This is a genomic window from Pseudoxanthomonas sp. OG2, from assembly GCF_014192765.1.
Taxonomy (GTDB): Bacteria; Pseudomonadota; Gammaproteobacteria; order Xanthomonadales; family Xanthomonadaceae; genus Pseudoxanthomonas_A; species Pseudoxanthomonas_A beigongshangi.
Genome location: NZ_JACHYM010000001.1, coordinates 2176913 through 2191743 on the forward strand (window position 1 = coordinate 2176913; position 14831 = coordinate 2191743).

Below are 14831 nucleotides of genomic sequence, written 5' to 3' on the forward strand. Positions count from 1 at the left end.
CTCTTCCCACATGCCCCGGAAAAGCTCGCGCCGGGACGGCACTCCTACCCCGCTCCAGACCGATTGCGCATTGAGAACCCCCCGGTAGGAGCGGCCTCCGGCCGCGAGCTCTTCCCACACGCCCCGGAAAAGCTCGCGCCGGGACGGCGCTCCTACCCCCAAGCTCAGGGGGCGGTGAAGAAATCGCCGATCGCGCGCGCCACGCCGGCCGGATCTTCCATGTGCAGGTGATGGGTGCCGGCCATGACGATCAACTCGCCGTTCGGCAACAGCGCCGCGCGCTGGCTGCGCAGCGGTTCGGGGAAGTAGGGCTGCGCCGGCTCGGCGAAGATCACCCGGGTCGGGCAGCGGATGTCGGCGACCAGCGCGGCGATCTGCGCTTCGTCCAGGCGCTGCGGGGTCGGCAGGGTCAGGCGCTGGTCGCTGCTCCAGACATGGCCGCCGTCCACCGCGCGGATGCCGCGTTCCACCAGCAGCCGCGCATTGGCCTCGCTCAACTGGTTGGCCTGCATGCGCGCGCGGATCGGCGTGGCCGTGTCGGTGAACACGCGCAGGCGCTTGCCCGGCAGCGCGCGCGCGGCGGCGATCGCCTCCTGCCAGCGCGCGGCGGTGCGATCCACGGTCTCGGACAGGCCGCCGAGGGCTTCGATCACCAGCAGCCGGCGCACCCGCCGTGGCGAGGAAGCGGCCAGCAGGCTGGCGATGCCGGCGCCCATCGAGTGGCCAAGCAGGCAGAACTCGTCCCAGCCCAGCGCGTCGGCCAGATCCAGGACCGCGTTGACCGCCACGCCGCTGGTGTACTCGGCACCCGGACCGATATGCACGCTGTGGCCATGCCCGGGCAGGTCCGGAATGACCAGTTCGACGCCGGACAGATGCGCGGCCAGCGGCACGAAGCTGGCCGCGTTGTCGAGCCAGCCGTGCAGCGCCAGCACCCGCGTGCCACCGGGCTCGCCGCCGCGCAGGCCGCCAATCCGTCCCATCGCGATGTCGGCGGAAAACTCCTCCAGCCTCATGCCGGCTCCCCGGCCACCTGGCGGGCCAGCGCCGCCAGCGCGTCGGCGTGCGCCGGCGACGCGTTGAGGCAGGGGATATAGCGCAGCTCGCCGCCGCGTTCGGCGAAACGCTGGACGAAACCGATCGCCACTTCCTCCAGGGTCTCCAGGCAGTCCACGGCGAAACCGGGGCAGACCACGTCGACCTTGCGCAGGCCGCGCGCGGCCATCGCGTCGAGGGTGGCGTCGGTGGCCGGTTCCAGCCAACGCTCCTTGCCGAAGCGCGACTGGTAGGTCAGGGTCCATTCGCCCTCGCCCAGCCCCAGCGCGGCGGCAATGGCGCGGCTGCTGGCCTCGCAGCGCTGCGGGTAGGGATCGCCCTCGCGCGCCAGGCGCTGCGGCAGGCCGTGGAACGAGAACAGCAGGTGCTCGCCGGCGCCGTTGCGCGTGCGCCAGTCGCGGATCGAATCGGCGACCGCGCCCACCCAGCCGGCATCGACCGAGTAGTCATCGATCACGGTCAGGTCGAAGCCCTTGGCCTCGCGCGCCAGCACGTCCTTGACCGATTCGGTGGTGGTGCTGGAGTACTGCGGGTACAGCGGCAGCACGATCAGCCGGCGAATCCCGGCCTGGCGCAGCTCGCGCAGCCGCTCCGGCAGGGCCGGCTGGCCGTAGCGCATGGCATCGACCACCCGCCAATGCGGCAGGCGTTGCTGGATCGCCTCGGCCAGGCGGCGGGTATGCACGGCCAGCGGCGAGCCTTCCGGCAACCAGATCTGGGCGTACTTGTGGGCCGCGCGCGGACCGCGCAGCGGCAGGATCAGGCCGAACAGCAGCGGGTACCAGATCCAGCGACTGAGCTGGACCACGCGGGGATCGAGCAGGAACTCGCCCAGATAGCGCCGGACGGCGGGAGCCGTGGGCGCCTCGGGCGTGCCTAGATTGACCGCGATCAGCGCGGTATCGGGTGCGTCGGGCATCCGCCTATTGTGGCAGAGCGCACTCTTGCGAGCCGCTTCTCCTTATCAATGGCCTTCTTCGATCGAATCGATGGACGGCAGCCGAAGGCCGGAATCCTCAGCGCCGATTCATTCGCATTTACCTATTTTCAAGCGGTTGCAGTAAATTTCTGCGAATCCACCTTCGGAGCGCCCATGAAACGCCGCCATTCCCGCCTGCTGATGCTGCCGGCCGCGACCCTGCTGGCCACCGCCCTGTTCGCCGGCCAGGCCCTCGCCGGTCCCAAGGAGGACGAGCGCGCCACCAACGCGGTGCGCGTGCTGGACGAAATCCGCCGCATCCCCGAGGAAGGCATCCCCGACAAGCTGCTGGACGAAGGGCGCGCCATCGTCGTCATTCCCGACACCCTCAAGGCCGGCCTGGTGTTCGGCGGCCGCCGCGGCCATGGCCTGATGTCGGTCAAGAATCCGGACGGCACCTGGTCGCAGCCGGTGTTCGTCAAGCTGACCGGCGGCAGCATCGGCTTCCAGGCCGGCGTGCAGTCCTCGGACATCGTCCTGGTGTTCCGCAACGACCGCAACCTGGACAACATCGTCAACGGCAAGATCACCCTGGGCGCCGATGCCGGCGTGGCCGCCGGTCCGGTGGGCCGCAACGCCGCCGCCGCCACCGATGGCCAGCTCAAGGCCGAGATCTGGTCGTGGTCGCGCGCCCGCGGCCTGTTCGCGGGCGTGGCGCTGGATGGCGCCGTGTTGCAGATCGATGACGACGCCAACACCGCGGTCTACGGTGGCGGCAGCACGCCGCGCGCCATTTTCGAAGGCCGCGCCGGCCATCCGTCCGGCGCCGTGGTCGGCTTCCGGGATCAGCTGGAGGAAGTGACCGCGGCCGCGCGCGCCGCGCGTGCCGGCAAGTCGACGCCCGCACCGGCCGCGACCGTGACCGCAGCGGCCCCGGCAGCGGCCGCTTCGACCGCGCCGGCGGCCGAAACCGCCCCGCTGGGCCAGGCGCCGACCACCCCGCCCGCCCAGTCCGGTTTCCAGCCGGTGGCCGAGGGTGAAGTCCGTACTGAACCGCTCAACAGTACGCCCTAGGAAAAGCGAAAACATCGCACCGCGCCCGGGATCTCCGGGCGTGCCTGCGCTATGCTGATCGCCTGAATTTCATTACTCAACGCACGAGAAGACCATGGGCGGTTTCAGCATCTGGCATTGGATCATCGTTCTGGTGGTCGTTCTGCTGATCTTCGGCACCAAGCGCTTGCGCAACGTCGGCCAGGATCTGGGCGAAGCGGTCAAGGGCTTCAAGAAGGGCATGCAGCAGGACGAGGACAAGCCGGTCGAACGGCTTGACGATCAGTCGCAGTCCCGCAACGCCGAATCCAGCGCGTCGAAAGAGCGCGACCGCGACGCCAACTGACCGCGCGGCCGGCCTGCCGCCATGTTCGATATCGGCTTCAGCGAACTGCTGATCATTGCCATCGTCGCGCTGGTCGTCCTGGGCCCGGAACGGCTGCCCAAGGCGGCGCGTTTCGCCGGCCTGTGGGTACGCCGCGCGCGCGCGCAATGGCATTCGGTGAAGGACGAGTTCGAACGCGAACTGGCGGCCGAGGAACTCAAGCGCAGCCTGCGCGACACGGAAGAAGCGCTGCGCGAGACCGAGCGCAAGGTGCGCGAGGGCGCGGCGCAGACCGAACGCGAATTCGAGGACCTGCGCGCCTCGGTGGAAAGCACGCCGGCCCCCGCCCCGGGCGCCGAACCGGAACCCGCCCCGCCGGCCGACGACGCCGCGACCACGCCCCACGACGCCAGCGATGAACCACGACGCACCTGAGGATCAGGCCGAAAGCAGCCTGATGGGCCACCTGCTGGAGCTGCGCACGCGGTTGATGCGGGCGCTGCTGGGCGTGGTGATCGTGCTGGTGGCGCTGCTGCCGTTCGTGAAGGCGCTGTACAGCCAGCTGGCCCTGCCCATGCTGAGCCAGCTGCCGAAAAGCCAGGCCGCGCAGATGATCGCCAACGATCCGACCTCCGGTTTCTTCGCGCCGATCAAGCTGGCGTTCTTCGCCGCCCTGTTCGCGACCGCACCGTGGCTGCTGTACCAGGCCTGGGGTTTCGTCGCGCCGGGTCTCTACAAACACGAGAAGCGGCTGGCGCTGCCGCTGCTGGTCTCGGCGATCACGCTGTTCTACGCCGGCTGCGCGTTCGCCTACTTCCTGGTGCTGCCGGGCGTCTTCCACGCACTGATGATGTTCACTCCGGACATCGTCACCATCGCGCCGGATCCGGGCAAGTATCTCGATTTCGTGCTGGTGATCTTCCTGGCCTTCGGGGTCAGCTTCGAGCTGCCGGTGGCGCTGGTGATCATGGCGGTGATGGGCTGGGTGACGCCGCAGCAGTTGCGCCAGGGGCGTGGCTACGCGGTGGTCGGCATCTTCATCCTGGCCGCGGTGATCACGCCGCCGGACGTGGTCTCCCAGCTGATGCTGGCGATTCCGATGTGCCTGCTGTACGAAGCCGGCATCCTGGCCGCGCAATGGGTTGCGCCGAAACCCGACAGCGACGATTCGCGTACGCCGCGCGATGCGTGATCCGCATTCGCGCTGATCGCGCCGGGTGATTGGCCGGCGTTAATTGGTCTCCACATTGCTGAAGTCGCGAGCCTGAACCGTTCGCGGCGGTGCCTTGGGTACGTTCATCCTCGCTTTGCCAGACTCGCCCGCGCTGACGCGAACGAGAAAGGAAGATCGATGAATCAACGCCTGGGTGCGGTCTGTCTGCTGAGCCTGTTGTCGGCCTGCCAATCGGAACATCCCGTCGATACCGCCAACGCCACGTCCGCCACGCGCGCGGTCGCGACCGCAACGGCTCCGCCGCCGGTGTCCGATGCGCAGGCCTCGCGCATCGCCTTGCAGGCGCAGTTCGTGGACGAAGCGCTGGGCGTGGCGATCCTGCCGTGGCCGGGTTTCACCCTGCGCCGCGACTTCCGCCGCAGCTATCTGGCCACCGATGACTGGAAGGCCTTCGCCCAGACCGACAGCCGCGGCAAGGCGGTGGCCGCGCTGGTGCTGGACGGCTCCAACGAGGTGACGGCGGCGGAACTGCGCGTGGGCGTCAGCGATGACGCGGACAGCGTGGCCCGCTGCCTGGAGGTTTCCGATTCGGCGCTGCCCACGCCGCGCGACGAAGTCCGCATCGATGGCCAGCCGTTCCGGCATTTCCGCGCCAGCGACGCGGCGATGAGCCACTACCTGACCGTGGACGCCTACCGCGCGGTGCGCCAGCAACGCTGCTACGCCATCGACCTGCTGGTGGTCGGCACCCGTCCGGAGGTCTACGACCCGCCGCGCACGCCGCCGTTCGACGGGGCCGTCGCGCAGGCGCGCCTGCACGAAGCGCTGGCGGCGATCCGCTTCGTGAAGTAGTCATCGCGTGGAACGCCCGCCACTGCAAGGTGTTGGGTTTCACAACAGCGTCGGCACCATATTTGGTGTTGACGCCCCCATATGCCCCCACTATCTTGTGGCCGTCGGTTCCTCCGGCCGCAAGCCGGGGGATGAAAAGGGAAGCCGGTCGAATGCCGGCGCTGCCCCGCAGCGGTAGGTGGAAACGAACCCGTCATTGGCACTGAGGCGCCTCGCCTTGGGAAGCGACGGGCTAGGAGGAAGCACGGCTTCCGCGTCCACGAGTCCGAAGACCTGCCGACAGCCGCGCGTTGCACACCGCGCGGTGCCGGCCGCGGAATCTCCGGGGGGAGATGGCTGGTGAAGCAGGCCGGCCATCCGTTTCCACGGTCGCGGTCCCTGCGACGCCGCTTCCCCACCCTGATGCTTCATCCGGCCTTCCGCTGCCTGCGAGGGACAGGTCGCCGCGTGCATCACGCATGGAGGAAGCCCCGTGACCCCGACCGATACCGCCGTCGCCGAAACCGACGTCTCCCCGCCCCAGAAGGACGCATTCCTGTTGACCTCGCCGCCCACCGCCACCGCGATGAGCGTGACCAAGCGCAACGGCAGCCGCGAGCCGGTGGATCTGAACAAGATCGTCCGCGCGGTGCAGCGCAGCTGCGAGGGCCTGCACGCCATCGATCCGATGCGCGTGGCCACCCGCACCATCTCCGGCCTGTACGACGGCGCCAGCACGCGCGAACTGGACGAACTGTCCATCCGCACCGCCGCGCTGCTGACCGCCGAGGAACCCGAATACAGCCGGCTGGCCGCGCGCCTGCTGGCCAGCTACATCGCCAAGGAAGTGACCGGGCAGGAAATCCACGCGTTCTCGCAGTCGGTGACGCGCGGCCACGAGGTGGGACTCATCAACGATCGCCTGCTGAACTTCGTGCAGACCAACGCGCGCAAGCTCAACGACGCGCTGGACGCCTCGCTGGATCTGCATTTCGATTACTTCGGCCTGCGCACCCTGTACGACCGCTACCTGCTGCGCCATCCGCACACCCGCAAGGTCATCGAGACCCCGCAGCAGTTCTTCCTGCGCATCGCCTGCGCGCTCAGCGAGGACGTGTCCGAAGCGCTGGCGCTGTACCGCCGGATGGGCAACCTGGACTACCTGCCCAGCTCGCCGACCCTGTTCAACTCCGGCACCACCCACGAACAGCTGTCCTCGTGCTTCCTGCTGGATTCGCCGCAGGATTCGCTGGAATCGATCTACCAGAAGTACGGCGATATCGCCCAGCTGTCCAAGTTCAGCGGCGGCATCGGCGTCAGCTACACGCGGGTGCGTTCGCGCGGTTCGCTGATCAAGTCGACCAACGGCCATTCCAACGGCATCGTGCCGTGGCTGAAGACGCTGGACTCCTCGGTCGCGGCGGTCAACCAGGGCGGCAAGCGCAAGGGCGCGGCCTGCGTGTACCTGGAAACCTGGCACGCCGACGTCGAGGATTTCCTGGAACTGCGCGACAACACCGGCGACGAATCGCGCCGTACCCACAACCTCAACCTGGCCAACTGGGTGCCGGATCTGTTCATGAAGCGGGTGGAGGCCGACCAGGAATGGTCGCTGTTCGATCCGCGCGTGGTGCCGGAGCTGACCGATCTGTACGGCGAGGCGTTCGAGCAGGCCTACCTGCAGGCCGAGACCCAGGGCAAGGCCGCCAAGGCGGTGCCGGCGCGCAAGCTGTATGCGCGGATGATGCGCACGCTGGCCGAGACCGGCAACGGCTGGATGACCTTCAAGGACAAGTGCAACCGCGCCAGCAACCAGACCCTGCGCGCGAACAACGTCATCCACCTGTCCAACCTGTGCACCGAGATCCTGGAGATCACCTCGGCCGAGGAAACCGCGGTCTGCAACCTGGGCTCGATCAACCTCGCCCGCCATTTCGACGAGTACGGCGACTTCGATTTCGAACGCCTGGCCGAAACCGTGCGGCTGGCGGTGCGCCAGCTGGATCGGGTGATTGATCTGAACTTCTACCCGATCGAATCGGCGCGCCGCGGCAACCTGCGCTGGCGCCCGGTCGGCCTGGGCTGCATGGGCCTGCAGGACGTGTTCTTCCGCAAGCGGTTGGCGTTCGACAGCGCCGAGGCGCGTGCGCTGTCGCAGAAGATCGCCGAGACCATCTACTTTCACGCGCTGGAAACCTCGTGCGAGCTGGCCGAGGAACGTGGCCGCCATCCGTCCTTCGCCGATACCCGCGCGGCCTCCGGAGAACTGCAGTTCGACGCCTGGAACGTGGCGCCGCAGGACGGCGCGCGCTGGGACACGCTGCGCGCGCGTATCCGCGAGCACGGCCTGCGCAACTCGCTGCTGATCGCCATCGCCCCGACCGCGACGATCGCCTCGATCGCCGGCTGCTACGAATGCGTGGAGCCGCAGATCTCCAACCTGTTCAAGCGCGAGACACTGTCCGGCGACTTCCTGCAGGTCAACCGCTATCTGGTGGCCGAACTGAAGCAGCTGGGCCTGTGGACGCCGGAGATGCGCGATGCGATCAAACTGGCCGAGGGTTCGATCCAGGGCATCGCGCAGATTCCCGAGCCGCTGCGCCAGATCTACCGCACCGCCTGGGAACTGCCGATGCGCTCGCTGATCGACATGGCCGCCGAGCGCGGCGCCTACATCGATCAGTCGGCCTCGCTCAACCTGTTCATGGAAAGCCCGAACATCGGCGCGCTGTCGTCCATGTACATGTATGCGTGGAAGCAGGGCATCAAGACCACCTACTACCTGCGCTCGCGCCCGGCCACCCGCATCGCCAAGACCACGGTCAGCAGCGTGGGCAGCGAGGCGCCGAAGCCGGCCTATACGGCGGTGGAAGCGGTGTCGTGCTCGTTGGAGAACCCGGAAGCATGCGAGGCGTGCCAGTAGCGAATTCATGCGCGGTCGAAAGATCACCCTCCGAAATCCCCACGCAGGATGCACATAGGGAAGAAAGGAACAGGACGTTCCGGGCGCAGGGATGCGCCAATACCCGCTGGACAGTCCCCTCCCCCGCTCGCGGGGGAGGGTCAGGGTGGGGGCAAGGCCGAAGCCATTGAACGCAAACCGCCGGAACGCCCACCGAAGAGTCACTTCGCTTCATCACGTTTTTTTCGCAGACGGACAGGCCTCCACTTCGTTCGCCCCCATCCCAGCCTTCCCCCGCTTGCGGGGGAAGGGGCGGAAATTCGCGAACGGATGCAGTCCGACCCGTTCGCCCCCATCCCAACCTTCCCCCGCCAGCGGGGGAAGGGGCGGAAATTCGCGAACGGATGCATCCCGCTCCGTTTGCCCCCATCCCGGCCTTCCCGCTTGCGGGGGAAGGGGCGGAAATCCGCGAACGGATGCAGTCCGGCCCGTTTGCCTCCATCCCAACCTTCCCCCGCCGGCGGGGGAAGGGGCGGAAATCCGCAAACGGATGCATCCCGCTCCGTTTGCCCCCATGCCGGCCTTCCCCCGCTTGCGGGAGAAGGCGCTGAAACAGGAAAAATGCGACATGTCCTCCCAACCCCGCCAGATGCTGCTGGACCCCGGCTTTGAACTGACCCTGCGCCCGATGCGCTATCCGCAGTTCTACGAGATGTACCGCGACGCGATCAAGAACACCTGGACGGTGGAGGAGATCAATTTCCAGATCGACATCAGCGATCTGCACGACAAGATGACCCCGGCCGATCGTCACCTGATCCACCGGCTGGTCGCGTTCTTCGCCACCGGCGATTCGATCGTGTCCAACAACCTGGTGCTCAACCTCTACCAGCACCTCAATGCGCCGGAAGCGCGCATGTACCTGTCGCGCCAGCTGTACGAGGAAGCGCTGCACGTGCAGTTCTACCTGACCCTGCTGGACAACTATCTGCCGGATCCGGCCGAACGGGTGAAGGCGTTCGCGGCGGTGGAGAACATCCCCTCCATCCGCAAGAAGGCCGAGTTCTGCTTCAAGTGGATCGACTCGATCCAGGACCTGCGCCGGATCGAAACCCGCGAACAGCGGCGGCAGTTCCTGCTCAACCAGATCTGCTTCGCCGCCTGCATCGAGGGCCTGTTCTTCTTCGCCGCGTTCGCCTACGTGTACTACTTCCGCTCGCGCGGCCTGCTGCCGGGGCTGGCCTCGGGCACCAACTGGGTGTTCCGCGACGAGAGCTGCCACATGGAGTTCGCGTTCGAGTCGGTGCGCACGGTGCGCGAGGAGGAGCCGGACCTGTTCGACGACACCATGCGCCAGCAGGTCTACGACATGCTGGCCGAGGCCATCGAGTGCGAGGTGCAGTTCGCCGAGGACGTGCTGTCCGGCGGCGTGGCCGGCATCTCCACCCGCGACATGCGCCAGTACCTGCAGCATTGCGCCGACCAGCACTTCGTCAAGCTGGGCATGGAGAAGAAGTACAACGTGCGCAACCCGCTGCCGTTCATGGAACTGCAGGACGTGCAGGAGCTGACCAACTTCTTCGAACGCCGCGTCTCGGCCTACCAGGTCGGCGTGCAGGGCGAAGTCGGCTTCGACCACGCGTTCTGACCGTTTCCTGTAAACCACCTTGTGGGAGCGACGTCAGTCGCGATGCGCTTCGGCCGGATCAGGAGCTTTCGCGACTGACGTCGCTCCCGCAGGGATTCATTCCGGAATCCGTTTCCTGCGCTAGGATGCAGCCGGGAGGCACTGGCACCACGGAGCAACCCCATGTCCGAACATCCCCTGTCCGACCTGCGCCCGACCGAGGCGCGCCTGCTGCACATGGTCTTCCCGGACCACACCAACCACCTGGGCACGCTGTTCGGCGGCCAGGCGCTGGCGTGGATGGACATGTCCGCCTTCATCGCCGCCTCGCGCTACGCGCGCACCACCGTGGTCACCGCAAGGTCGGAACAGGTCGATTTCAACCAGCCGATCCACAAGGGCGATCTGGTCGAGGTCATCGCCCGCATCGTCAAGGTCGGGCGCAGTTCGATGAACGTCGATGTCGAAGTCATCACCGAGGATCTGCTGAGCGGCGAGCGCAAGCTGTGCACGCGCGGCCACTTCGTGATGATCGCGCTGGATCCGCTGGGCCGGCCCACCCAGGCTCCGCCGCTGCCGCCACCGGTCGTGCAGGGCTGAGGTCCGTCCCCCTCCGCTGACCGCGGATGCCGTGGCGCGCACGAGGCTGCGCGCGCCACGGCCCGGCCGCATCACGCCGCGGCCCGCATCCTCTTCGCCGCCTCCACCATCGCCTCCAGCGCCGCGCGGGTCTCCGGCCAGCCACGCGTCTTCAGCCCGCAGTCCGGATTGACCCAGATCTGCTCCGGTGCCAGTACCTCCCGCGCCTTGTCCAGCAGGGCGTGCATCTCGCCGCTGTCCGGAACCCGCGGCGAATGGATGTCGTACACGCCCGGCCCGATCTGGTTCGGGTAGCGGAACTTCACGAATGCGTCCAGCAGTTCCATCCGCGAGCGCGAGGTTTCGATGGAGATCACGTCGGCGTCCATCGCCGCCACGGCTTCGATGATGTCGTTGAACTCGGAGTAGCACATGTGGGTGTGGATCTGGGTTTCGTCGGTCGCCACCGCGGCGGTGATGCGGAAACATTCCACCGCCCAATCGAGGTAGCGTGACCATTCGGCCCTGCGCAGCGGCAGGCCTTCGCGCAAGGCTGGTTCGTCGATCTGGATTACGCCGATGCCGGCGGCTTCCAGGTCGCGGACCTCGTCGCGCAACGCCAGCGCGATCTGCCGGCAGGTCCGCGCGCGCGGCTGATCGTCGCGGACGAAGGACCACTGCAGCACCGTCACCGGTCCGGTCAGCATGCCCTTCATCGGCCGGGATGTGAGTGATTGCGCGTGCCGCGACCAGCGCACCGTCATCGGCGCCGGCCGCACCACATCGCCGAAGATGATCGGCGGCTTCACGCAGCGGGAGCCGTAGCTCTGGACCCAGCCGTTGCGGGTGAAGGCGAATCCGTCGAGCTGCTCGCCGAAGTACTCGACCATGTCGTTGCGCTCGAACTCGCCGTGCACCAGCACGTCGATGCCGAGTTCCTCCTGCACGCGCACGCAGCGCGCGATCTCGGTCGCCAGGAAGGCGTCGTATTCCGCATCGGGCAGTTTCCCGGCGCGGTTGAGCGCACGGGCCTGGCGTACTTCCGGCGTCTGCGGAAAGGAACCGATGGTCGTGGTCGGATAGGGTGGCAGGCGCAGGCCGGCCTGCTGGCGCGCGCGGCGCGTGGGATAGGGCGAGGAACGATGGGCGGCCGCGGGCGTCAGCGCGGCCAGGCGCTCGGCCACCTCTTTCCGGTGCACGCGCGCGGAACGGCGACGGCTTTCGTGGCGCTCGCGGGCGATGGCCAGCGCCGGCCCGGCCGCGGGCGCATCGTCCAGGGCGGTCGCCAGCAGGCGCAGTTCCTCCAGCTTCTGCCGCGCGAACGCCAGCCAGCCACGCAGTTCGGCATCCAGCCCGGTTTCGCCTTCCGCGTCCACCGGCACGTGCAGCAGGGAGCAGGAAGGCGCCAGCCACAGCCGGTCGGCACCGACATGGCCCTGCGCGTAGCGCGCGAGCACCAACGCGTTGTCGAGGTTGGCGCGCCAGATGTTGCGGCCGTCGATCAGCCCGAGCGACAGCGTCCGCCCCTCCGGCATGGCTTTCAGCACGGCGTCGAGTTGGTCCAGCCCGCGCATCAGGTCCACATGCAGGCCATCGACCGGCAGGGCCGCCACCAGCGGCAGGTTCGCGCCCAGGTCGCCGAAATAGGTGGTCAGCAGCAGCTTCGGGCGCGTCGCTTGCGCCAGGGCGGTGTAGGCGTGCCGGTAGGCCTGTTGCAACGCCGGGTCGGCGTCCAGCACCAGGCAAGGCTCATCGATCTGCACCCATTCGGCGCCGGCGGCGGCCAGCCGCGACAGCAGTTCCGCGTAGGGTGGCAGCAGGCGTTCGAGCAGCGCCAGCGGATCGCCGCCATCGCTTGCCTTGGACAGGCGCAGGAAGCTCACCGGTCCCAGCAGCACCGGCCGCGCATTGAAACCGGCCGCATGGGCCTCGTTGAACTCGCTCAACGGCTTGTCGCCACGCAGGCGGAACGTTTGCTCGCGATGCAGTTCCGGCACCAGGTAGTGGTAGTTGGTGTCGAACCACTTGGTCATTTCCAGCGCGCGCAGGTCCACGCCGTCCTGTTGCCGCCCCCGCGCGAGGGCGAAATAGGCCGCCAGCGGATCCACGTCCGCCAGCGCGCGATAGGGTTCGGGGATGGCGTCGAACAGGAAGGCGGTGTCGAGCACGTGGTCGTACAGCGAAAAGTCGTTGCACGGCACGACATCGACGCCCGCGTCTACCTGCAGGCGCCAATGGCGGAGGCGAAGCCGGCGCGCGGCGGCGTGCAGTTCTTCGCCGGTGGCGTCGCCGCGCCAATGGGCTTCCAGTGCCCGCTTGAGTTCCCGGCGCACGCCGATGCGCGGGAAACCGAGATTGCCAACAGTCGTCATGATGCATGTCCTCATTCGTGGTCGGATGAGGAACGAAGGACCGCGCCGCCTTCATCGCCGATGGCGATGGCGGACAACGCCAGCGACCTTCGCCCCCTCGGGCGAACCGGAACGGCGAAGGGAGGCGCACGGACTTGCGCGCGGACGCGACGCGTCCGCGGCAGTTCCGGGCACCTCCCCTCGGAAGTTCCAGGTCATGCGGAAGACTTCGGGTCTTCCGGCCAAGGCAGGTCTTCGGGCTCATGGACGTCGGCCCGATCCGGGGATCGGGGCCGGCCTACTGTCCGCCGCTTCCCGGCCCTTGGGGGCCAGTGCCGATGACGGGGGTCGTTTCCAAATACCGCTGCGGGGCAGCGCCGGAATGGGGCTTTTCGGCCCGCACCGGCTTCCCTATTAATTCCATCTCTTCATTCGCATGAAGAGATGGAAACCCTGGCCCGGGCACGTTACGGCGATGCGACCGCTGCGTCAAGCGGCCTTCCTCGCGGGATACGGCCCGCCACCTTGGCGGGCGCGGCAAAAGCCGGCACGGTGAAGGTCGGGGAAGACAGGGTCACTTCCGTCGGCAGATCGCGAAGCTCTCCCGTGCGCAGGAAACGGTGGACCGCTTCCCGGGCCGCCGGCTCGTTGCGCAGCTGATAGAACGTGCCGTCGTGACCACCGCGATGGATCACGATGGCGTGACCATTGCGCAGGTAGGGCAGTTGCGCCAGCGCGTTGTCGATGGGCGTGGAGGTATCCCAGTCGCCGTGCACCAGCAGCACCGGCGTATCGATCGGCCGCAGCTGGCGGTAGTCGTCGCCCAGATCCGGTGTCGGCCATGCCGACGCGGCCGCCAGGTAGGGCGCGAAGCCGCCCTCGCCGAGATAGGCGCTGGCCGGATCGTGGCGCAGGCGGAACTCGTGAGACGGCGTGATGCCCAGGCTGGTGTCGATCAGCGGTCCAATCAGCTTGTATTCCTGCGCCTGCCGGCCCCTGGCCACTTCGCGGGCCCAGTCCGTGTAGCGGCCGTGGTACAGCGACAGCACGAACGCGGGCCAGGTGTGCGGCACGCTGGCCTCGGCCAGCAGCGAAGCCTGCAGGTCGGCCAACCCGATCACCACCGATCCACCGCCATCCTGCGGATCGACCGTGATCGGCTGCCGCGCGAAGCGTTCGCGCAGCGCGTCGATGGCGGCCATCAGTCCGCCCGTCGGCAGATACGGCGCCAGGCCGGGATCCCGATCGGCATCGAAGGCGATGCGCTGCATCGTCGCCAGCAGCGGCGATGGCATGTCGTAGCCGAAATCCAGCGGCTCCACCGACGACAGCACGGCGCGCGCGACGATGTCCGGATGCGAGCGCATCACCGCGAAGCTCCATTGCGATCCAAAGCTGCCGCCGAACAGGCTGATGCGCGGGTAGCCCAGCGCGCGACGCAGATCGTCGACGTCGTCGGCGCAGGCGTCGATGGTGTAGCCCGCCAGATCCTTGTCCGGATGCGCGGCGATGGCCGAGGCGGCGCGACGAAGCGCGTCGTCGATGTCATCCCGCGCGGTGTATTCGCGGTCGCGCGGCCACGCCGGCGACATCGCGGTCAGTTTTTCACCGCGCTCGCTGTAACCGCGCTGTTCGATGATGACCAGATCCGCGGTGTCCCGATAGGTCAGCCAGGATCCGAGCCGATTGCGCGCGGTCTCGGTATCGCCGTCGAATGCCTCCAGCACCGCCAGGCCCGGGCCACCGGGCAGCCAGAAGACGGGCGGCGCACCGGTGGGCACACGTGCGCGGATGCGGGCGAAGCCCACCCCGATCAGGCGGCCGCCGGTGGCACGGCGGTTTTCCGGTACGTACAGCGTGCCGATTTCGTAGGGCACCGTCGTACCATCCGCGGCGCGGACCGTCGCCGCGGTGACCACGATGTCGCCGGCGCGGCGCGCCTGCGCGAAGGCGCCGGAAGCGATGGAACCAAGCATCATCACGACAGCCGACAACCAGAGCCTGCGCTTCATGG

Annotated in this window: 12 protein-coding genes and 2 riboswitches; of the genes, 8 read left to right on the forward strand and 4 right to left on the reverse strand. The window is 68.0% G+C overall.

Translation table 11 applies throughout. The features are described from left to right. Nucleotides 1-164 precede the first annotated feature (164 nt). On the reverse strand, nt 165-1016 hold the full coding sequence (locus FHW78_RS09955; RefSeq protein ID WP_183639752.1) for an alpha/beta hydrolase: 852 nt from the start codon (nt 1014-1016) through the stop codon (nt 165-167). Beyond that, nucleotides 1013-1975: a ferrochelatase gene (gene hemH / locus FHW78_RS09960; protein ID WP_183639754.1), complete on the reverse strand. Its 963-nt coding sequence runs from the start codon at nt 1973-1975 to the stop codon at nt 1013-1015. Before hemH ends, FHW78_RS09955 begins: the two co-directional genes overlap by 4 nt. Before the next feature lie 201 nt (nt 1976-2176). Between hemH and FHW78_RS09965 the strand changes: the two genes are divergently transcribed. The 8 genes from FHW78_RS09965 (at nt 2177) to FHW78_RS10000 (ending at nt 10487) form a co-directional block, all read left to right on the forward strand. Further along, complete coding sequence (locus FHW78_RS09965; protein WP_183641312.1) at nt 2177-3049, forward strand: lipid-binding SYLF domain-containing protein; 873 nt, start codon at nt 2177-2179, stop codon at nt 3047-3049. A gap of 94 nt (nt 3050-3143) precedes the next feature. Continuing rightward, nucleotides 3144-3374 (forward strand): Sec-independent protein translocase subunit TatA, encoded by a 231-nt coding sequence (gene tatA / locus FHW78_RS09970; RefSeq protein ID WP_141454997.1) that lies wholly within the window; start codon nt 3144-3146, stop codon nt 3372-3374. A 21-nt stretch (nt 3375-3395) separates the two neighbouring features. Then, nucleotides 3396-3788, forward strand: coding sequence for a Sec-independent protein translocase protein TatB (tatB, locus tag FHW78_RS09975; protein ID WP_141454996.1), 393 nt, complete (start codon nt 3396-3398; stop codon nt 3786-3788). Beyond that, on the forward strand, nt 3769-4545 hold the full coding sequence (gene tatC, locus FHW78_RS09980) for a twin-arginine translocase subunit TatC (RefSeq protein WP_183639756.1): 777 nt from the start codon (nt 3769-3771) through the stop codon (nt 4543-4545). The genes tatB and tatC overlap by 20 nt, the downstream gene beginning before the upstream one ends. A 159-nt stretch (nt 4546-4704) precedes the next feature. After that, complete coding sequence (locus FHW78_RS09985) at nt 4705-5379, forward strand: hypothetical protein (RefSeq protein WP_183639758.1); 675 nt, start codon at nt 4705-4707, stop codon at nt 5377-5379. An 88-nt stretch (nt 5380-5467) separates the two neighbouring features. After that, nucleotides 5468-5675: riboswitch (cobalamin riboswitch) on the forward strand. 269 nt (nt 5676-5944) lie between these two features. Beyond that, complete coding sequence (locus tag FHW78_RS09990; RefSeq protein WP_255443281.1) at nt 5945-8281, forward strand: ribonucleoside-diphosphate reductase subunit alpha; 2337 nt, start codon at nt 5945-5947, stop codon at nt 8279-8281. A gap of 607 nt (nt 8282-8888) precedes the next feature. Beyond that, nucleotides 8889-9908, forward strand: coding sequence for a ribonucleotide-diphosphate reductase subunit beta (locus FHW78_RS09995; protein ID WP_183639763.1), 1020 nt, complete (start codon nt 8889-8891; stop codon nt 9906-9908). A 162-nt stretch (nt 9909-10070) separates the two neighbouring features. Beyond that, nucleotides 10071-10487: an acyl-CoA thioesterase gene (locus FHW78_RS10000; protein WP_183639765.1), complete on the forward strand. Its 417-nt coding sequence runs from the start codon at nt 10071-10073 to the stop codon at nt 10485-10487. Between the two features lie 71 nt (nt 10488-10558). Here FHW78_RS10000 and metE read toward each other — a convergent pair whose 3' ends face one another. Together metE and FHW78_RS10010 are read right to left on the reverse strand one after the other, a co-directional pair. Beyond that, entirely contained in the window at nt 10559-12838 is a 2280-nt protein-coding gene (gene metE / locus FHW78_RS10005) for a 5-methyltetrahydropteroyltriglutamate--homocysteine S-methyltransferase (protein WP_183639767.1), read from the reverse strand. 207 nt (nt 12839-13045) lie between these two features. Beyond that, nucleotides 13046-13288, reverse strand: a riboswitch (cobalamin riboswitch). Further along, nucleotides 13285-14829, reverse strand: a complete 1545-nt coding sequence (locus tag FHW78_RS10010) for an alpha/beta hydrolase (protein WP_183639769.1) — start codon at nt 14827-14829, stop codon at nt 13285-13287. Its footprint overlaps the riboswitch before it by 4 nt. Nucleotides 14830-14831: the final 2 nt, after the last annotated feature.